Raw genomic sequence first — 19,502 nt, forward strand, 5'->3', positions numbered from 1 at the left:
CACGGCGGCCGCCGCCTCCGTATCCGCCCATGTTGTTGCGGATGTCGTTCTGGGCTTGGCTTTCGGCCTGGCGTGCGTACTGCTCGGCCGAGCGGTAGAGGGAGAGCTGCTCCTCGATGTTGCTGGAGCGTTCAGCCTTCGCCATGGTGTTCATCGCGGTGGAGAGAGATGTGCGGGCGCCGGAGCCGACGGCCTGACGGTTGGAGTTGATGAGGGAGTCGACGCCACGGATGGTGGCATCTGCCGAGTTCCGTGCCTTCTCAACACCGAGGGAGAGCCTGCGGTGGTTCTCCTCCTGCTCGCGTACACCAGCAAGAGCGGCATCGATCGCGGTCTCTGCTTCGTCCAGGTCGTGCAGTGCCTTGATTGGGTCGGCCTGGGAGTTCATGGCGTAGGCGAGGGCGCGTTCTGCCTCGACCTTGCGTGACTGGATGGTGGCGTCGCCGCCGCCGAGGCGCTTCGCGTCGGCAACATCGGAGGACAGGGAGGCTATGGCCTTCTGAAGGTCCCTCTTGGCGTTGTTCAGCGTCTGCTCTGCCTCGGATACTTCGGTGATCAGGGTGGATGCTTGCTGAACGTGGTCCTCGGCGATGCGAGCATAGACGGAGGCCTGGGAGCGCTGATCGGCCTCGACGAGTTCCTGGCCCTTCGCCGCGGCCTCGCGTGCCGCAGTAATAAGAGTGGTGATCTGACCGGGGTAGGTCTTGAGGGTCTGGAGTGCCGCCTGCGGGAACTTGTAGGAGAGGTTGTCGATCTGAGCCTGCGCTGAGGACACCTGCTGGCCGATCTCGCCGATGCGGACGTTGAGGTTCGCAAGGATCTCGTGCACGCGAGCATTCATGTTGCGGAGCTTCGCAAACTCCTCTTCCTGTTCCGCAATCGCTGTGCGGGCACGTTCGGTGTGCTCGAGGATCGCGGTGTAGTACTGGTGCTTCTCCTGCGGAGTATCGGGAATGTTGTCATCCAACTTCTTCCGGTACTCAAACGCCTGGCTGACCTCCTGGCGGGCCTTTTGGAGGGCCTCGTCGAACTTGACTGTTGCCTGCAAGCCGAACTCGGCACGTGCGAACTCAAGTTCGGCCGCGGACTCGCGAACACCATCGTCGGCAACGATGAGGGCATTGGAGGCGCGCTTCGCGAGAGCCTCAAGCGACTCCGCCTGCTTCGTTTCGGTGTTCTTCTTCTTGCGCGAGCTACGGAAGATCAGGACGCCAATGACGACAACAGCAATGACTGCGATGCCGCCGAGGACGGCGCTTCCGCCACCGCTGCCGGAGGCACCAAGGCCGTCACCATCGGTCTGGAGCTCCGACGTGATCGTGTCGATCGCGGCGTTCCAGTCACCATCGCGAAGCTCGGGGCGGGACGTGACAATGGCGTCTTCAACGTGGCCCGCGGTCTCCTCGTCGAGGGACCAGTAGCCGACCTCCGTGGTCTCGGTGGCGATGGCGATGAGGGCATCCCCCTCATCAATGACATTCTCACTCGACTGCGCCGCCCATTCGCTCGGACCGAGATCGCCAAAGTCGGAGACAAAGATGATGTACAGCTCATCGCCCGATTGATCGGCAAGCGCGTAGAGAGCATCTTCTGCGGCACCCGGGTCCTGAACAACACCGTCGTTATCCGTCAAGAGGTCCGTGGGACGGAACGGATCAACGGTGGCGAAACTCTGAATCATCGGGAACGGCCTAACGGGTTGGTAACTCACGGAGCTGGCGTCTTCACCCTCGCGAGTGCGACGATGTCAGTTTAGCGGGTTTGTGGTTAGCGGCACATTGGTGAGAGCCCGTCATTGCACTGTTTCGCAACGGGCTAACAGCGGTGGCGAAGAATGGGCCACAGGTGCAGGTCAAGTTCACCTATACCGGGTAGACTAGAACAGTATTTCTATGAACGTGAAGGAGCTGTCGTGCCAACAGGCAAGGTAAAGTTCTTCAGCCAAGACAAGGGCTTTGGTTACATCACCGGCGATGATGGCCGTGACGTATACTTCCCGGAATCTGTGCTTCCAGTTGGTGTACGCCCCCGCAAGGGGGCGTCCGTCGAGTACTCGGTTGCGGAAGGCCGCCGGGGGCTCCACGCGCTCTCTGTCGATGTGAAGGAAGCACCGGTCTCGGTCGCGAAAGCCTCCAGGCGCAAGCCGGAGGACATGGTTCCGATCGTGGAAGACCTCATCAAGATTCTTGATTCCGCCTCGGGCCAGCTGCGCCGCGGTCGCTACCCCGACCACGGTGCCCGCATCGCCCAGGCACTCCGTACCCTCGCGAATGAGTTTGACGCATGAGCCGACTTGAGCCCGTCCAGTCCGTGACGAAGGAAAAGACCCTCGCCCAGGCAGCAGACGTTGCTCGCGAGGCGCTCCTCGACATCACCACCGAGGATTCCATTGGTGAGCACAAGGGAGTCGTGTTGGAGGCGGAGCGGGTCCTCACCCACGCCTTTGACTGCAAGCTACCCGGCTACGTCGGCTGGTACTGGGCAGTCACGGTAGCTCGCGCCTCGAGGTCCCGCAAGGTCACCATCAACGAGGTGTCCCTCAAGCCCGGCTCCGATGCTCTACTGGCTCCCGACTGGGTGCCGTGGGCGGATCGCCTCGAACCCGATGACGTCTCGGGAACCGAACCGCTCCCGTACCGCAAGGACGACGACAGGCTCGTCGAGGGCTTCCAGGACACGACCGACGATGCTGACCAGCTTCAGGAGTTTGAGCTTGGACTGGGGCGTGCTCGCGTCCTCTCGATCGAGGGCCGTCAAGAGGCCTACAACCGCTGGTACGATTCCGATCGCGGCCCGAACAACCCGTCCACGAAGGCCGCGAAGGGCAACTGCTCCACCTGCGGCTTCATGATGCTCATGGCGGGATCCGCTCGTAGCCTCTTCGGCGTGTGTGCCAACGAATGGTCGCCCGATGATGGCAAGGTCGTGTCTCTCGATCACGGGTGCGGAGCCCACTCCGAGACCGATGCGCCACGGCAGAAGAAGCTGTGGGTGCAGGCCGAGCCGGTCGTCAACGAGACTGATATCGAGATCGTAGAAAGCCACGGTTAATGGAGCGGCTGCGGGGAGCTATAAAGGAATATGCCTGGGGCTCTGCCGCCGCGATTCCCGGGCTGTTTGACCTGCCGCCGGCCGATGGTCCGGTGGCAGAGATCTGGCTGGGAACTCACAAGTCCGGTCCAGCCGAACTCGCGTCCGGAATCGTCTACAACCCAACCGCTGACGCGGCTGAGGAGAACCTGCGCGACTACATTGACCGCGACCCGCAGGGATGCCTCGGAACAACGCTACCGAGTTCGGTTAACGCTCTTTCCTATCTTCTGAAGCTCATCGCTCCCGATCAGCCGCTCTCCCTCCAGGTGCACCCCTCCCGGAAACAGGCACGCGAGAGGTATGCGGACGAGAATGACGCGGGCGTCGAGATGACGGACCCGAACCGGAACTACTTCGACGAGAACCACAAGCCCGAGCTCCTCGTTGCTCTCACCAAGTTTGAGGCGGTCGCGGGCTTTCGAGCCCCACGAAGGGTCATGGACGTCGTGGGTGGCCTGCCCTGCACGATCGCGGAGGACCTGCTTCGGTTCCTTCAGAAGGACCTCTCCTCTGAGGGCATGCGCACGTGCTTCGAGTACCTTCTCAGTGCGGACACCAGGCCGAGTGAGGACCAGGTCATGGAGCTGGTCGAGGGCTGTCGGAAGCGCCTGCGGGAAGACACCTCCCCATCGGCGCGCGCCGACAGGATCGTCAGCAACCTTGCCGACCACTATCCCGGAGACCCGGGAATCGTGGCCTCCCTTCTTCTCAACCCCGTTACCCTGCAACAGGGGGAGGCCTTGTTCGTGCCGGCAGGGACCGTGCATGCTTACCTGTCCGGCACGGGCGTGGAGATCATGGCGAACTCCGACAACGTGCTGAGGGCAGGGCTGACCTCGAAGCACATCGATGTTCCGGAGTTGCTGGCCACCGTTGACTACACGGCCGCCCCACCGATTCGTATTGCTCCCGAACGCGTGAGTGACGTGACCCGCACCTACTACGCTCCGGTCGACGATTTTGAGCTGTCCGTCACGGAGCTGCGGGACTGGACCACTGAACGCAACTTGCCTGGTCGCGGGCCCAGAATCCTGCTCGCGATCTCGGGTGCGATCGAGGTTTCGACGAACGAGCAACGAATCACATTAAACCTCGGCGAGGCCGTGTTCGTGCGCGCGGATGAGGGAAACCTGCAGGTCCAGGGCGTAGGTACTCTCATTCAGGCCGACATTCCCTAGTTTTATCTCAATATTTGGATGGTTTTTCTTTCAAATATTGAGACCGCAGTTCCCTTAGGGCGAATTTTCGTCAAACATCGAGTTCGTGAACGAACTACTGAACCGCACATTCAAGCTGTCTGAACGTGGCTCCTCCGTGGGTCAAGAGCTACGCGGAGGTCTCGTTACCTTCTTCGCGATGAGCTACATTCTCGTCCTCAACCCCATCATCCTGTCCACACCGGACTCGACCGGCCACTTCCTTGGTGGCGGCACCGACGGCGCGAACACCCCCGCGATTGCTGCCGGTACTGCTCTCGTTGCTGGTGTCATGTCGCTCCTCATGGGAACGGTTGCAAACTACCCGATGGCGATCGCAGCGGGCCTTGGCCTCAACGCGATGCTTGCCTACACCGTGGTGTCCCTCCCGGGCATGACCTGGGCAGATGCCATGGGCATTGTTGTTCTTGAAGGTATTGTCATCCTTCTGCTCGTGCTCACGGGACTCCGAGAGGCCATCTTTAAGGCCGTTCCGAGCTTCCTCAAGACCGCGATCTCGGTCGGCATCGGCCTGTTCATTGCCCTCGTTGGTCTCGTCAATGCCGGCATTATCCGTCCCGGCTCCGGCACCCCGCTCGATCTTGGCATCAACGGTTCTATTGCGTCCTGGCCGCTCCTCGTCTTCATCCTCGGCCTGCTTTCGATCATCATCCTCATGGTCAAGAAGGTTCGCGGCGCGATCCTCATCGGCATCATCATTGCCACTGTTGCAGCGATTGTTGTTGAGGCTATTCTCAAGCTTGGTGCTCAGACTCCCGATGGTTCGAACCCAACCGGCTGGGGCCTGACTGTCCCGGCACTCGACGGTTCCCCCGTTTCGGTTCCCGAGTTCTCGACCCTTGGTCAGTTCTCCATTACGGGACCCTTCGAGAAGATCTCGGTCATCGCCGTTCTTGTTCTCGTCTTCTCCCTCATGCTGGCCGACTTCTTCGACACCATGGGCACCATGGTTGCCGTCGGTTCGGAAGGTAACCTCCTCGACAAGGATGGCAACCCGCCCCGCATGCGCCAGATCCTCGCAGTCGACTCCCTCGGCGCTATCGCCGGTGGCGTTGGTGGCGTCTCCTCCAACACGGCCTACATCGAGTCCGCAACCGGTGTTGCTGACGGTGCTCGCACCGGTCTCGCTTCGGTCACGACCGGCATCCTGTTCCTCGCCTGCACCTTCCTGGCTCCGCTCGCTGGCATGGTTCCCTACGAGGCTGCCACCCCGGCACTCGTTGTCGTTGGCTTCCTTATGATGCAGCAGGTCGGCCAGATCGACTGGAAGGACCTCGTCGTCGGCATCCCCGCCTTCCTCACGATCGTCTTCATGCCCTTCGCATACTCGATCACCGTTGGCATCGGCATGGGCTTCATCTCCTACGTCGTCCTCGCCGCCATCGACAAGCGCAAGGTGCACCCGCTCCTGTGGGTTGTCTCCGTCCTCTTCATCTTCTACTTCGCTCGCGGCCCCATCGAGACCGCACTTGGCCTGTAGAACAAACGTCGTACGTAGTCCGTACTGACTGTCGATACGGCCCCGCTCGGAAGGAGACTTCTCTGGCGGGGCCGTTCTCGTCCCCTCGTGGGCTGTTCTCGTCCCCGCAAGGCCTGGTTTGTGATTGGCGTGATGCTGGGCAGGTATGTGCGAGAGGCCGGGTATGACTCCGTCAGTTGGCGGACGGCCGGTAGGTGAGGGAGTTGGTAGGCGGCCCGTATGCGGAAGCGGGCGTACACCACCTGGATACGAATGCTCCAAATCCGACGAAACTGGAGAACGGCGTGCGAAGCGAGTATTTCGCGACGTCAGGGGGTTATGTGCCCGAGTGTGATGGAGTAGATGGTTCCCTGCTATGGTTTCCTAGGCTAATAGTTTGCTAAGCTAACTACTTGTGTTGGATCGTGATGAAGTCGCAGAATCTCTGAGAGTCGCGGTGCTTCACCTGTCACGAAGGATTCGTGGCACGGAGAAGCTTGGCGAGTCTCGCTTTTGTGTCCTCAAGGCCCTCAAGGGTGGCCCCATGTCAATCAGCGAGTTGGCAGAACACGAACGAGTCTCCACCCCCTCCATGTCCAAGCTCGTGGGCTCCATGACCGAAAGCGGCCTTGTTGAGCGCGTGCGGGACACGGCGGATGGGAGGAGAGTTGAGGTGAGCCTGACGCAGCTTGGGCGTGACACCTTTCTCGAGGCATCGGCATCGGGCACAACAAGAATTGAAAACTATCTCGGTGGATTAAAGGAGGAAGACATCCAGGTCCTGGCCCGCGCTGCGGAGCTGATGAGGGGGATGTCCACAACGTGAGTCGCACGTTTCTTTCGCTCAAGATTTATAACTACAGGCTGTGGTTCTTTACCGCCATCGTCGCAAACACGGGTACGTGGATGCAGAGGGTGGCGCAGGATTGGCTTGTCCTCACCCAGCTGACGGATCGCGATGGCTTCGCCGTGGGTATCACGACGGCGTTGCAGTTCCTGCCGCTCCTGTTCGTCACGCCCTACGCGGGTCTGTTGGCCGACAGGTACGATAAGCGGAAGATCATGTACGTCACACAGACGCTCATGGGTGTTCTCGCGGCCGCCCTCGGTGTCCTCGTTCTGACGGACAATGCCACCGTGGAACTCGTTTACGTGTTCGCCTTCGTGCTCGGCACGGTGTCGGCGTTCGATGGTCCGCCCCGTCAGGTGTTCGTCTCCGAGCTTGTTCCGCCCAGCCACCTGACGAACGCCATTGGCCTGAATTCTGCGAGCTTCAACGGTGCGCGCCTCCTGGGCCCCGCTATCGCAGGTCTGCTCATTGCGGCTGTTGGTACCGGCTGGGTGTTCGTCATCAACGGGCTCTCCTTCGGAGCCACCATTATTGGACTCATGTTCATGAGGTCGAAGGACTTCAACAAGAGCGAGCCGCAGCCGCGCGAGAAGGGCCAGATCAGGGCCGCGGCGTCCTACGTCCGCCACCGCACCGACATTGTGGTCATCATGGTCGTTGCTGGTGTCGTCTCCTGTCTCGGCCTCAACTTCCAGCTGACGAGCGCCACCATGGCCTCCGAGGTGTTCGGCAAGGACGCTGGCGAGTACGGCCTGCTCGGCTCGATCATGGCGATCGGATCCCTCACGGGTGCGCTTATGGCGGCCAGGAGGAAGCAGTCCCGAGTCCGTCTCGTTGTTGTCGCCGCCTTCGGCTTTGGTGTCACGGCCGGCATTAACGCGATGATGCCGACTTATTGGACCTACGCCATCTCCTGTATTTTCGTCGGCTACTTCACCCTGACGCTCCTGACATCGGCGAACATGGCGATCCAGACGAGCGTTGAGCCAGCACTCCGTGGCAGGGTCATGGCTCTCTACCAGGTGGTGCTCATGGGCTCCACGCCGATCGGGTCACCGATCGTTGGCTGGGTATCCGAGCACATTCACCCCCGCTGGGGCATCGGCATTGGCGCCATCGCCGCCATCGTCGTCTCCATCGGAGCCGTGTTCTGGGCGCGCAAGAACTGGGACCTGACAGTGACGTACCGCAAGGACGAGACACCGCACCTGCTCATCATTGGTCCCGCAGAGCACGCCGAGCTCAAGGCCCAACGTGAGGCTCAGCGAGAGGTGGAGTGAGAGAAGAAGCGCAGGAGCGAACGCACCCTCGACGCCAACACGTCGGAAATGACGGCGATTAGTTCTGCGACAGTTGCTGTCCCACCCAGGTCAGCGACTCCAGAAGAGCCCTAACATCGCCTGGCTCCGTAGCCGGGAAGGTCGCGACCCTCAGCTGGTTGCGACCAAGTCCGCGGTAGCTATCGATGTCGACAATGCCGGATGCTCGGCAGATCGTCGAGATCTCTGAGGCATCCAGGTCCACGTCGATCGTGGCAACAACCTGGGAGCGGTACTGCTCCTCAACAAACGGGTGTGCCCACTCCGTCTGTTCCGCCCAGTCGTAGATCAGCCCGGACAGTTCCTTCGTGCGCTGGTCCATGGCGGCAAGGCCGCCCTGCTCCAGCATCCATGTGAGCTGCTCGTTCAGCAGGTGCAGGGTCGCGAGGGCGGGGGTGTTAAGTGTCTGGTTCTGACGGGAGTTCTTCAGCGCCAGCTGCACGTTGAGGATGTCGGGAACCCAGCGTTCCGCCGTCAGCCTCGCTATGCGGTCGATCGCGGCGGGGGAGAGGGCCGCAACCCACAGCCCGCCATCGGAAGCAAAGGCCTTCTGCGGGGAGAAGTAGTAGACATCTGCCTGCGACGGATCGAAGAGGACGCCACCGGCCGACGAGGTGCCATCAACAACGGTCAGGGCTTCGCCCTCGCCGATCCGCTTGACGGGCACCATCGCGCCGGTCGAGGTCTCGTTGTGCGGATAAAGGTAGGTGTCGATCCCTGGCTCCGCCTCGGGAAGGCCGGCGGAGCCGGCCTCGATCTTCGTCACAACGGGGGAGGCGACGAACGGGTTCTTGTTGATGGCGCTCGCGGCCTTCTCGGAGAACTGGCCGAAGGTGGCTGCCTTCGCCCTCTCCTCAACGAGGCAGAACGGGATCGCGTCCCACAGGAGCGATGCTCCACCATTGCCCAGTGCGATCTCATAACCGTCGGGAAGATCAAAAAGGTGAGTGAGTCCTTCTCTAATAGAGCCCACGACGCTCTTCACAGGTGCCTTACGATGGGACGTTCCCATCCAGCTTGGGTCTAAGCTCAGATGAGAAGCTGGAATCCGGGAGGGACCCGATCCGAATCGGCCGTCACTTGGGAGAAGCTCGCGTGGAATCATCATGGATTGATCTTCGCAAACATCGAAGAATTTGTATCGGCTGTCCAGATAATATGGAAAGCAGAGCTGTGCAGGAGGCAACGTGGCTGATTTGATCGATACTGGCGAAATGTATCTCAAGACCGTATACGAACTGGAAGAAGAGGGCATCACCCCGCTTCGTGCCAGGATCGCTGAGCGTCTTGACCACTCCGGTCCCACCGTGTCCGAAACCGTCAACCGGCTGTCTCGCGACGGCCTGCTGAGCGTCAACTCGTCCCGTCAGCTGGAGCTGACCGAGGAGGGTCGCCGCAAGGCAACGGAGGTCATGCGCAAGCACCGCCTCGCAGAGCGACTCCTGACCGACATCATTGGTCTCGACTGGCAGTACGTGCACGAGGAGGCATGCCGCTGGGAGCATGTCATGTCCGATCGCGTCACGGAGCAGCTCGTCGCTGTTCTTGGTGACGTCAGCATGGACCCGTACGGCAACCCCATTCCGATCACCGAGGAGGGCCCCGGCGACCTCGGTGCGCAGCACTCCGGTCTCGAGTCCCTTGCCGACTACGATTACGACGACACGGTCACGGCGACACTCCGTCGCATTGCCGAACCTCTTCAGGTCGATGTGGAGCTACTTGCGCTGTTCCGCGGCGCAGGAATTCTCCCCGGCCAGGAGATTACCGTGACCAAATCAGGCGAAGGTCTGACGATCCAGGGCTCAGAAGGCACAATCAACAACCTCCCTGCCAGCATCGGTAAGCACCTCTTTATTGACGCCTAAGTCACAATCCGTAATTCTTCGTGACACTTTCGTTATATTCCGTTATTCTCTTGTATTGGTAGAACAGACCACCTTCAGGAGAATCCATGTCGAAGCGTTACACCGGTCGCCACGCGGTAACCAAGGTACAGACATCATCCGCCGTTGCCGTAGCAGCAGTCTCGGCCGCGCTCGGAATGACGGCGACAGCCGCAGTTGCCGCTCCCTCGCAGGAGAACGAAGCTGGTCCGGCTCAGCCGCTCTCGCTCGATGTTGTTGAGGCTCCCGAGGCGTCTGTCATCGACGTTCAGCTTCCCGCCGACGCCGCAGTCGAGATCGACGAGATCAACGTATCCTCCACGGAGGCCGTTGAGCCCATTGAGCGAATCGCTGTCGAAGAGGCCATCGTCGAGGAAACCGTTGCTGACGAGGCAGTCGTCGAGCAGACCGCGACCGAAGCCGCTCCCGTAGCCGCCGAGACCACCGCAGCAACCACGACTCAGACCCAGGCAGCTGCTCCCGCAGCAACCACCACTGAGACCGCGGCACCGGCAGCCACTCCGGCTCCCGCCGCCTCCAACTCGTCCGTGGTTGCCATTGCTCGCCAGTACACTGGTGCACCTTACGTTTACGGCGGCACCACCCCCTCCGGTTGGGACTGCTCCGGCTTCACCGCTTACGTTTTCGCACAGGCCGGTATCTCCCTGCCCCGCTCCTCGAGTGCACAGGCAGCCTCCGGCTACGTTGTTTCCGCTTCGCAGGCACAGCCCGGTGACCTCGTTTACTGGCCCGGCCACATCGGCATCTACACCGGCAACGGCATGCACATCGCGGCCCGCAACCCATCTTCGGGCACCTACGAGGGTCCGGTCTACGGCAACCCGACCTACATCCGCGTCGTCGGCTAAGGTTTCCGGCCTAAGCCAAGAAGCATAATCTTCAGACTCATCGGGAGGGGCAGTGCCCCTCCCGAAGTCGTTCCCCAAACAACGGCAGGCACCTGCAGCCCTTGTGTTCTCGGAAGTACTTGGTCTTTACCTGTCCGCTCGACACCGTTATCGGACATCTCATGGTTGCGAGCTCTGGCTTGTCCGATGATTGGCTCGGTGCAACTTGATGGTCTGCTCCGACTCCCGTGACCGCCGGTATCGAACTCTCTGAGTCGCATCTCTCTGCTGCTCACCTTTTGGTGTGCGGGCGTCCCTATATATAGGTGCGACTGCAGAGCGTGCGGGAGAGACTGTCGAAGGTTCGAGGGGTGTTTGTGGGTGGCCGACGATCGGAGCCGGTGGTTCTGTGACGGGTTGCGGCAAGCGTTATGGAAAAGTAACGAAAGGTCACGAGGCCTGATTGGGGCGAAAGTACTTGGATGCGACGCTGTTGTTTTCCGAGTTGCGGACCTGCGAAAACGCGTTTTCTGACCATAAATTTCGATATTTCGCTCGAGAAGCAAGCGGCAATCTTTGCGAGATGAGCCACATTTATAACAATCTGTGACCGTGGTCGCGGGAGTTTTCGTTGAAAACGCACGGTTTCGGAAAAGGAGGTTACGGTCACCGCAACAAATTGTTATCGAAGCGTGACATTTCCGTTTCAATATTGTTATAGTTTTTGAAGTTCGAACAACGGACGAGTATCACCCTGATACCAGCAAGACCTTAAGACGAATGAAACACGCGGGCTCGCCCGCTTGGAGAAATACAAATGACCAATTCCCAGCGCACCGGCCGTCACGCGGCAGCTACTCCGATCAAGCCCATGGCCGCGGGTGCCGTGACTGCAGGCGCCGCAACTGCGGGTCTTCTGTTCAGCGTTGCCGTTCCCTCCGCCGTTGGCTCCGAAGAGCAGGTTGACGCATCCGAGCGTATTACGCTTGCTGACCAGCCTGTTGAAGAGACCGCCACGGAATTCACGGTCCAGACCGATGGAGCGGAAGACTTCGCTCTCGATGAGGTCACCGTTACCGCAGAAGCTCCCGTTGTGGAGGAGCAGGTGGTAGAAGAGGCCGTCGAGGCAGAAGCCACGACCGCAACGGTTGAGGAAGCTCCCGTTGCTGAGGAGACCACCGCGGCTGCAACCACCCAGACTCAGGCTCCCACAGCCACCACCCAGACTCAGGCTCCTGCGGCCACCACCCAGACTCAGACTCAGGCCGCTACGACCACCACGACCACTGCTCCCGCAGCAACCTCGGGCCGCGGCTCGACCGTTGTCGCAGTTGCTCGCTCCTACGCGGGCGCTCCCTACGTGTGGGGCGGCACCAGCCCCGCTGGTTGGGACTGCGTTGGCTTCGTGAACTACGTTTACGCACAGTCGGGCGTTGGCGTTCGCCTCTCGTCCTCGGCATACCCGAACGTTGGCTACGTTGTTTCTGCTTCGCAGGCACAGCCCGGTGACCTTATGTGGTGGCCCGGACACCTCGGCATCTACACCGGCAACGGCATGCACATCGCGGCTTGGAACCCTTCCATGGGCACCCAGGAAGCTGCAGTGTGGGGCTCTCCCGTCTACTTCCGCGTTTTCTAATCGCGCATCAGTAATCTACTCAAAAAGGGGCACGGCTTTGGTCGTTCCCCTTTTTCATACCCCATTTCCACGCCCTTGGCTTGCGTCTGAGGCCTTCCCGGCGGTCCAGAGGAACATCTTCCCGTCGGCCCCGCACCTCCTACGCGAGAAACAAGCCTGCGACCTCGCTGGTGTGGGCTCTTCGCTCCCGATATCGAAGCGTTACCGAGAGATTGGGTTGTGAGTCACATAAAAGATAGGTGAGCGGTAAAGTAGGGGTAAGAACGTTGAGAAGGAGGCCGCCATGGCACATGAAAATGTGGTTGCCGTTGGTATTGATGGCTCGGAACGATCGGAGACGGCTCTCACCTGGGCTATCGAACAGGCTCAGCGGAGGGACGCGCGACTACACGTCGTGACCTCATACGAACTGCCCACCTATACCGCCCACACATTTGAGGGAGCCGCGACCTCGTTGGACTCGCGTCTCTTTGAGGCAGCCAACGAGTACCTTGATGCTGCGGTGGAGCGTGGGAAGAAGGCGGGACTAGAAACATCGTCATCGCTGGAAACGGGAGACCCCGCCGCGGTGCTCGTCGAGCTCTCCAAGAAGGTTGCCACCGTTGTCATCGGTAGCCGCGGCCGGGGATCCTTCGCCGACAGACTCCTCGGAACCGTCTCGAGTGCGGTACCGGCCCACGGATACTGCCCAACCGTTGTGGTACCGGAACAGTCCCAAGGTTCCTGCCTCCCGATCCGGCACATCGTTGTTGGTGTCGATGGATCCGAGGCCGCCAACATCGCTCTTGAAAGGGCAGTCTGGGAGGCCGAGAGGTGGCAGGCCAAGCTCACGGCAGTCGCCACCGTCAATACCTCCTCGATTGCGTGGATGCCGGGGGCGGGATACTCCGTTGATGTCCTAGATGATGTTAGGACCGGCCTCGAGATTGTTGTTGAGAAGGCCACCGAAGGCTACGACATCGACGTCCGCACCCATGCCCTGGAAGGCAACCCCGCAGCCCTCATGGCAGAGTTCTCCACAGCGGTTGACCTGCTCGTCATCGGTACGCGCGGTCGCGGCGGATTCGCCGGCCTGCTCCTCGGCTCCACCAGCCAGGCAATCCTGCACCACTCCACGTGCCCGGTCATGGTTGTGCCCAAGCGCATTCGACCCGGAGACGATGTGCCACCCACGGTCACTGATGTCCCGTGGAAGCGCCCGGAATAGCCCGCTGACTCAAGCCCATCACCGACTGAGTCGTTGACTGTGCCCCTGGCAGGATCCGAACCATCGAACCTGTCTGGGGCACAGTCTTGCGGTAATGCATCAAGATTCTGAGACCTGTTGACCCGACGGATGCTGTCATGTGAAGCTCATCCCGTCGAATAGGTGACGTGCACACAGTTCGCTAAACTATAGGGGTTCGCCCTTGTAGCTCAGCGGAAGAGCAATCGCCTCCTAAGCGATAGGTCGTTGGTTCGAATCCAATCGAGGGCACAAATCGCCCGCATTATTGCGGGCGATTTCCTTCATTCTGCCCTTTTCTGCATCGACCGTGTCATCGGGTAGCAACGCGCTGATCTCGACGTCTAGAAAAGCTGCTGTTGTTACAAGATCATTGACCGTCCAGCCAGTTACTCCTGCCACTTTGCGGGAAAGTGACGCCCCCCGAATTCCAAGAGCCTCGGCAAGATCACGTTGTGAGGAGCCTTTACGTCGGAGCCATAGGCGAACCTGCTCGCCAACGCGGACGTTTGCGGAGATGGCAGCGTCTGAAAAATGGTTAGTCGTAGTCATGTCTAAATAATTGCAGATAATTAGGGTGAGCGCAATTAATGACGTTGCATGGCATAAATTAGTCTGTATACTCTCAATTGAAATTAGGCTGTAGCTAATTAGAAAGCGAGAGGGTATGACACTTCTTACTCCGGAGGATGTGGGTGAGCGTCTAGGAGTATCTGCGCAGACCGTACGTCGGTGGATTGCTGATGGGCGTGTTGAGGCGTTCAGATTACCTTCTGGCCAATACCGAATCGATGAAGAGCAAATCGAGAGCATGTTAATTCCGGTAAAACATGCACTGGATTCTGGGGAGCTCTAGGTGTCCATCAAGGCGATGAATTGGGCGTGGGGGTTGGAGGATTTAACCCCTGCCCAGACTCTCGTTTTGTTGAGTCTGGCTGATCAAGCAAATGACGGCGGCTACTGCTGGCCATCTCAAGACCTCATCGCAGCTCGCTCACGAATGACTGTGAGGAACGTGCGTCGGATCGTAGCTGACCTTCGTCGCTTTGGACTGATCGAGACAAGTGTGAGAGCGGGCCAAAGCGGTAGGAAGTCACTCGTGTACTGGCTTAACGTCGGTGCCGACTTTTCGGTGGGAAATAAGCAAAGGGACAAATTGTCCGGTAGCGAAATGCCTGTGGAAAACTCTAACTCGCCGTCAGTACCCGAACCTATGGAAAACTCGACTTTTCCGCGTGAAATAACCAATGGGACAAATTGTCCGGTAGCGGATGATGAAGTTTCGCAAGAGGACACTGGTGTCCGCTTGCAAGGGGACACCGGTGTCCTGTTGGTACCTCTAGTACAAACCACCAATGGAACCCCCAATCCAATCCACTCCATCTCGCGCGGCTCGGCATCTGGTGAGACCCGGTCGGTGGATGTGGACGTGGACTGGGATCTCATCCGAAAATCCATTCCCGAATCGTGTCGAGTTTTCGATGGGCGTGCAGCGGCCCGCATCGCGGACCGACTGCACGAGCTCCTTGGTGGGGGCTGGACACCGTCCCAGATCAAGTCGGTCCTCGCTTCGCATCAGATGCCAACTTCGGTCACGAATATGGCCGGTCTGGTGATCCAGCGACTCAACAACATCCCGGTTGAGGGTGCGCCAGTACGCGCAACCCTGGTGGGTAATCACGTGAATCTTGCCGAACCACTAGGTGAAGAACCACAGGTGACTTTGGCGGATTTGCCGGTCGCGGAGCGTCCTGCGTGGTTGATTGCCCAGCAGGAAGAGATCGCTAAGGGCGGTCCGAATGCGGACAAGCCCACGGGCTGGTGGGCAACATCCTGGTGGCGCGCGCAAAGCGCGTCGAGTGCTGATGAGGCCGTGCCATCTCGGCAAGCCAGCGAGCAGGAGGGTGCGTGATGTCGGACCTAACGATGCGAACAAGTTTCGCCCTGGTCGCGGCGATGATAGCGGCGATTTCGTTGATGTGGGCGACTGCCACCGTGCTCGTTGGGAATGTGCGGTCAGAGACCGAACCGCCCTACGCCGTCACAGGCCAAGACCCAGTTTCCAGCTTCCCGCTGGTGCGGGTTGTCGATCCCCTCTCGTGGGGGCAGGCGACAGGGGAGGGGGCCAACCTGCTCTAGGACATGAACTGTCAGTAAGAAGTTTTCTGCCCAGGACGGGCACTGAAAGAGAAAGTTTTGAACGTGAAAAGGAAGATGACGGGCTTGTGGGCCCGGATCGTGGGGCTCGTGGCCGTGTTCGGCCTCGCCCTGGTCGGGGCAGTGAACCCGGCAACAGCAGCCCCCGGTGAGTGGGGATTTGAGGGCGAGATTAGCCCAAACACTGGTTTCCTCTACTTCGCCAATGGGGACATTATCGCATTCTGCACTGGTGACCAGCAGTACGGCCCTCAGTGGGTCGGTCTGCCGAATCTCGTCTATACGGATATTGAAACGATTAACGCTGGCGAGCCGTATACGCCGCGTGCCTCCACGACGACCGGGAACACGGATCAGACGGTGCGTGGGAGTGATACTGGAGCGCTGGCCTGGCTTGCCTGGAATGGGACCAAGGCCGCGCGCAACACGCTGACGACGGGGGCGAACAAGGTCGAGGTCATGGCGCACCACTTTGCGATGAATGGCCTGGCTGTCGGTGGGAACCCGGAGAATCAGCGCGGTGCACATTCCTCCATCGTCAATCGCGCCAGTGTCCTGACTGAGCGGGCGAAGCTTTTGGGTGGCCCGTACACGACCGGGAATTTCCAGATGCGCGTGGACGCTGATGGACGTGGTGGCACGATTGTCGGGATCGGTGCCCAGACCGGTTCTCGGGCATGGTACCCAGGAGCCAGCTACACGGTGAGCCTGTCAGGGCCCGCCACATTCACGAATGGTCAAAAGACATTGACCGGGCGCACTGCTGGTGAGCCGATTTCGGAAGAATTCGTGTCTACCGGTTCGGGAGATGTCTTTGCCTCTATCGAGGTGACCGGTCTGCCGTCTGCTTCGATCCAGATCATGCGCCACCCCACGGCGCAGGATGTCTTTGTCTCGACCGGTGACTCCCAGGTGTCTGGCCGGACCACCACACACCCGCTGGTGCGGTCCTTCCAGCCGCAGGTCACCTCACAGGTTGCCACCGTGGAGCTTGAAGCAGGTGCCCCGCTGATCGATAGCCTGACCGCCACGGCGGAGAACTGGATCTCTGTGGATGGCAACCCTGTCCCGGTCAACGTCCTCGTTGATGTGTATGGGCCTTTTGCTCAGCCGCAGGCCGAGACGATGACCGATGCATTTAGCGACCAGTACATCGGGACTGAAACGGTCACCTTTAACGGTCCTGGTACCGTGTCGACGGCGGGGGAGTTCACGGCTGATGAGGAAGGATTCTATTTCTTCCGCGCCCGTGTCCGCCCTGGTTCTCAGCCTGATGAGTATGCCGACTTTATTGAGGCGTTTACGTCCCCGTTCTGGGAGCTGTCGGAGACCTCGGTGGTCCCGTGGCAGCCGCAGATTACCTCGTTTGCACGCACGGAAGTCCGTGAGGGTACCGAGTTGCGCATCATTGACGAGATTACTCAGTCCGGCTTCCCGGATGACCATGGCGATTTTGCAGGTATTACGGGCTGGGATGCAGATACGGCCACGGTTCTGCATGAGCTGTATTTCTTCCCTGATGGCACCGAGATCACCGAGGGTGCAACCGAAGGCATGGACCCGGTTGGGTCGACCACGACCCCGGCAGTCAATGGCGAATTTACCCTCGATACGGCCGATATGCAGGTGGATTACATGGCCGGTGACGGCACGTATGTCGTCGTCTCGTCCTACGCTGGTGACGCCCGTACGCAGTCGGTCCGAACCTCTGACCTGGATGAGAACGAGACAATCACGCACGAGAACGGCCGAGTCTCTACCCAGATCGGGTTCATGAACCCCGACGATGCCATCGACATGAACACGCCGGTTCCCGGTGCGGAAATCTGGGATGAGGTCGTTGTCGAGGGTTCCCTCCCTCCAGGTGCCTACACCGAGGTGGAACTCTACGCATACACCGATGGGGAAGCGCCCGTGTGTGAGGCCCCGATCTGGACCAGCGACCGCATTGAACACAACGGCGTTGCGAACACGTATACGACAAACCGGTACGTGACGAGCCGTGAAACAACAATGACCTACACGATGGTGGAAGTGACCTATTTTGCCGATGGCCGTGAATATTCACGCGGTGAATGCGGCGAACCCTCGGAAACACTGACCACCGAATTCAAGGGTGAAGTCTCGACCCGGATTGGGTGGCAAAACGAAGACGGCGTTGATGTCGACTACCCGGTCCCGGGTGCAGATATCTGGGACTCGGTCACCGTCACTGGTGTGTTGCCTGAAGGTGCCTACACTGAGGTTGAGCTCTACGCCTACGAGGATGCGGACGCTCCCGTGTGTGAGGCCCCGGTCTGGACGAGTGACCGGATCGAGCACGATGGCCGGTCGGGCACGTATGAGACGAATCGCTACACCACCGATAAGGACAAGGAATTGACCTACACGATGGTGGAGGTCACCTACGCTCGCGATGGAAACGTCATCTCGCGCGGTGAGTGTGGTGACACGAGCGAAACTCTGACCACGTCCCATATCCCACCGGTCGAGCAGCCCCCGGCTCCGCCGCAGGCTGATTCACGTGGTGGTGCTTCTGGTGACCTTGCCTTTACGGGAGCGAATGTTGCCGGATTTGGAATCGTTGGACTCCTGGTTGCTGGCCTTGGTGCGTTGCTGATTGCTCGCACTCGACGCAGCAAGATCTAAGGATCCAATCATGAGGCGTGGTGGGGCATCGTGGGGACTGCGACAGGCTGTTCCCACGGCCCACCACCGTCTCGTGCTCACAGTATTGGCAGATATTGCCGATGCTGATGGTGTTGTGGTGGCATCAGCTGACTTTTTGGCTGATGCCACCCTCCTATCTGCTCAGACTGTCAAATCGGTGTTGAAAGAACTCACTGACGAGCGGCTCATCGTGAAAACACTGCGTCGCTCACCAAAGGAACACGAGGCCGAGTCCCACATTCAACTTGTCGGATGGCAACTGCCTACCCATGGGGAGAACATCACCAGCTCCCTGGTTCCGGCTGGATCAGCGAAGACAAGGTCAGGGCAACCACTTGCGGTCGTGGAGCCTGCTCGGGGTGGTGGGTTCTCCCATGGGGATATTCTGACTAACGAAGGATTGCGGGCCGCGTTGCGGGAGGCGGTTGAATCGGAATGGCAAGGGTCGGTCGTTGATGCCATTGCTGTGGCAATCGAGGTGACCGTGAAGACGCGGCTGGCTTGGCTTGTCCGGCGTCGTGCGGGATTTGATTTTAGTGATGCGCAGATGGATGTGGCATCACATATCTGGGAAGTTTTGAGAGTAAACCATGAAAAGATTCTTGCAGCGGACCAGCCGTGGGGCTTGACTGTTGTCATCACTGCGAAAGCAATTGCTAAACGTGATGAGCATGAAAGTTTGAAAGCAGTTCCCGTCGATGAGTTTCACGGGGAAGTCTTGAATCTCGGGTCTTGCTCAGAGACTGGTATGAAGTCAGTGAGCTTTGATGATGTGGATGAAACCGGGCCAGTTTTGCAGATTATTGATCTTTTGATCAGTGCGGGCGTGCGTGAGGAGGCTGCGCGGGAGGGGATCCGACGGGTCTTGGAAATTGCTGCCCAGACAAGTGCCGGTCGGCGGATTACGCGAGCACGGGCCGATAGTCAGTTGAGGGATGTGGGGTTTACAGAAGTTTCTGCGGGGGCACTCATGTCATTGATTGCAGGGACTCGGCGAGGTGGCGAGGAAGAGTCTATGTTCCTACGCTTGTCTCAAGGTGGAACGGGTGTCACCGTTACTGAGAGCCGGCGGATTGATCGGGTGGCGGTGTCGCGCGTCAGACTATGTGGCAGGGGTAGTTAGTTGTTGAAATTACCCT

General features: G+C 59.7%; 16 protein-coding genes, 1 tRNA gene and 1 pseudogene. 16 read left to right on the forward strand and 2 right to left on the reverse strand.

The window, feature by feature from the left end:
* On the reverse strand, positions 1-1,681 hold a 1,681-nt coding region (locus QMB98_RS02350), incomplete at its 3' end, for a hypothetical protein (RefSeq protein ID WP_371684038.1).
* Between the two features lie 231 nt (positions 1,682-1,912).
* Here QMB98_RS02350 and QMB98_RS02355 point away from each other — a divergent pair.
* The 6 genes from QMB98_RS02355 (at position 1,913) to QMB98_RS02380 (ending at position 7,899) form a co-directional block, all read left to right on the forward strand.
* The gene (locus tag QMB98_RS02355; RefSeq protein ID WP_371684039.1) at positions 1,913-2,287 is read left to right on the forward strand and encodes a cold-shock protein; all 375 of its coding nucleotides are present in this window, start codon (positions 1,913-1,915) and stop codon (positions 2,285-2,287) included.
* The gene (locus QMB98_RS02360) at positions 2,284-3,051 is read left to right on the forward strand and encodes a DUF3027 domain-containing protein (protein WP_371684040.1); all 768 of its coding nucleotides are present in this window, start codon (positions 2,284-2,286) and stop codon (positions 3,049-3,051) included. The genes QMB98_RS02355 and QMB98_RS02360 overlap by 4 nt, the downstream gene beginning before the upstream one ends.
* Positions 3,051-4,271, forward strand: coding sequence for a mannose-6-phosphate isomerase, class I (gene manA / locus QMB98_RS02365; RefSeq protein ID WP_371684041.1), 1,221 nt, complete (start codon positions 3,051-3,053; stop codon positions 4,269-4,271). Before QMB98_RS02360 ends, manA begins: the two co-directional genes overlap by 1 nt.
* An 85-nt stretch (positions 4,272-4,356) precedes the next feature.
* Positions 4,357-5,790 carry an NCS2 family permease gene (locus QMB98_RS02370; RefSeq protein WP_371684042.1) on the forward strand — a complete coding sequence of 478 codons (1,434 nt, stop codon included), beginning with the start codon at positions 4,357-4,359 and terminating at the stop codon, positions 5,788-5,790.
* A 436-nt stretch (positions 5,791-6,226) separates the two neighbouring features.
* A complete protein-coding gene (locus QMB98_RS02375) occupies positions 6,227-6,595 on the forward strand; it encodes a MarR family winged helix-turn-helix transcriptional regulator (protein ID WP_371684052.1) in 369 nt (122 codons plus the stop codon).
* Positions 6,592-7,899, forward strand: coding sequence for an MFS transporter (locus tag QMB98_RS02380; RefSeq protein WP_371684043.1), 1,308 nt, complete (start codon positions 6,592-6,594; stop codon positions 7,897-7,899). The genes QMB98_RS02375 and QMB98_RS02380 overlap by 4 nt, the downstream gene beginning before the upstream one ends.
* A 58-nt stretch (positions 7,900-7,957) precedes the next feature.
* On the opposite strand, the gene serC is transcribed toward QMB98_RS02380, so the two are convergent.
* Positions 7,958-9,046: a phosphoserine transaminase gene (serC, locus tag QMB98_RS02385; RefSeq protein ID WP_371684044.1), complete on the reverse strand. Its 1,089-nt coding sequence runs from the start codon at positions 9,044-9,046 to the stop codon at positions 7,958-7,960.
* Between the two features lie 79 nt (positions 9,047-9,125).
* On the opposite strand from serC, the gene QMB98_RS02390 reads away from it, so the two are divergent.
* The 10 genes and pseudogenes from QMB98_RS02390 to QMB98_RS02435 all read left to right on the forward strand — a co-directional run bounded on the left by QMB98_RS02390 (position 9,126) and on the right by QMB98_RS02435 (position 19,486).
* The gene (locus QMB98_RS02390; RefSeq protein WP_371684045.1) at positions 9,126-9,806 is read left to right on the forward strand and encodes a metal-dependent transcriptional regulator; all 681 of its coding nucleotides are present in this window, start codon (positions 9,126-9,128) and stop codon (positions 9,804-9,806) included.
* An 86-nt stretch (positions 9,807-9,892) separates the two neighbouring features.
* A complete protein-coding gene (locus QMB98_RS02395) occupies positions 9,893-10,693 on the forward strand; it encodes a C40 family peptidase (protein ID WP_371684046.1) in 801 nt (266 codons plus the stop codon).
* 796 nt (positions 10,694-11,489) lie between these two features.
* The gene (locus QMB98_RS02400; protein ID WP_371684047.1) at positions 11,490-12,311 is read left to right on the forward strand and encodes a C40 family peptidase; all 822 of its coding nucleotides are present in this window, start codon (positions 11,490-11,492) and stop codon (positions 12,309-12,311) included.
* A gap of 283 nt (positions 12,312-12,594) precedes the next feature.
* The gene (locus QMB98_RS02405) at positions 12,595-13,518 is read left to right on the forward strand and encodes a universal stress protein (protein WP_371684048.1); all 924 of its coding nucleotides are present in this window, start codon (positions 12,595-12,597) and stop codon (positions 13,516-13,518) included.
* Positions 13,519-13,716: 198 nt separating this feature from the next.
* Positions 13,717-13,788 (forward strand) — tRNA-Arg (locus tag QMB98_RS02410).
* 415 nt (positions 13,789-14,203) lie between these two features.
* Positions 14,204-14,392 (forward strand): helix-turn-helix domain-containing protein, encoded by a 189-nt coding sequence (locus tag QMB98_RS02415; RefSeq protein ID WP_371684049.1) that lies wholly within the window; start codon positions 14,204-14,206, stop codon positions 14,390-14,392.
* 15 nt (positions 14,393-14,407) lie between these two features.
* Positions 14,408-14,581, forward strand: a pseudogene (locus tag QMB98_RS02420) (helix-turn-helix domain-containing protein); the annotation flags it as partial.
* A 54-nt stretch (positions 14,582-14,635) separates the two neighbouring features.
* Positions 14,636-15,448, forward strand: a complete 813-nt coding sequence (locus QMB98_RS02425; protein ID WP_371684053.1) for a hypothetical protein — start codon at positions 14,636-14,638, stop codon at positions 15,446-15,448.
* 302 nt (positions 15,449-15,750) lie between these two features.
* Positions 15,751-18,342: a hypothetical protein gene (locus QMB98_RS02430; RefSeq protein ID WP_371684050.1), complete on the forward strand. Its 2,592-nt coding sequence runs from the start codon at positions 15,751-15,753 to the stop codon at positions 18,340-18,342.
* A 73-nt stretch (positions 18,343-18,415) separates the two neighbouring features.
* A complete protein-coding gene (locus QMB98_RS02435) occupies positions 18,416-19,486 on the forward strand; it encodes a hypothetical protein (protein WP_371684051.1) in 1,071 nt (356 codons plus the stop codon).
* Positions 19,487-19,502 lie beyond the last annotated feature (16 nt).

The organism is Flaviflexus sp., assembly GCF_041440645.1.
In the GTDB taxonomy this organism is placed as follows: domain Bacteria; phylum Actinomycetota; class Actinomycetes; order Actinomycetales; family Actinomycetaceae; genus Flaviflexus.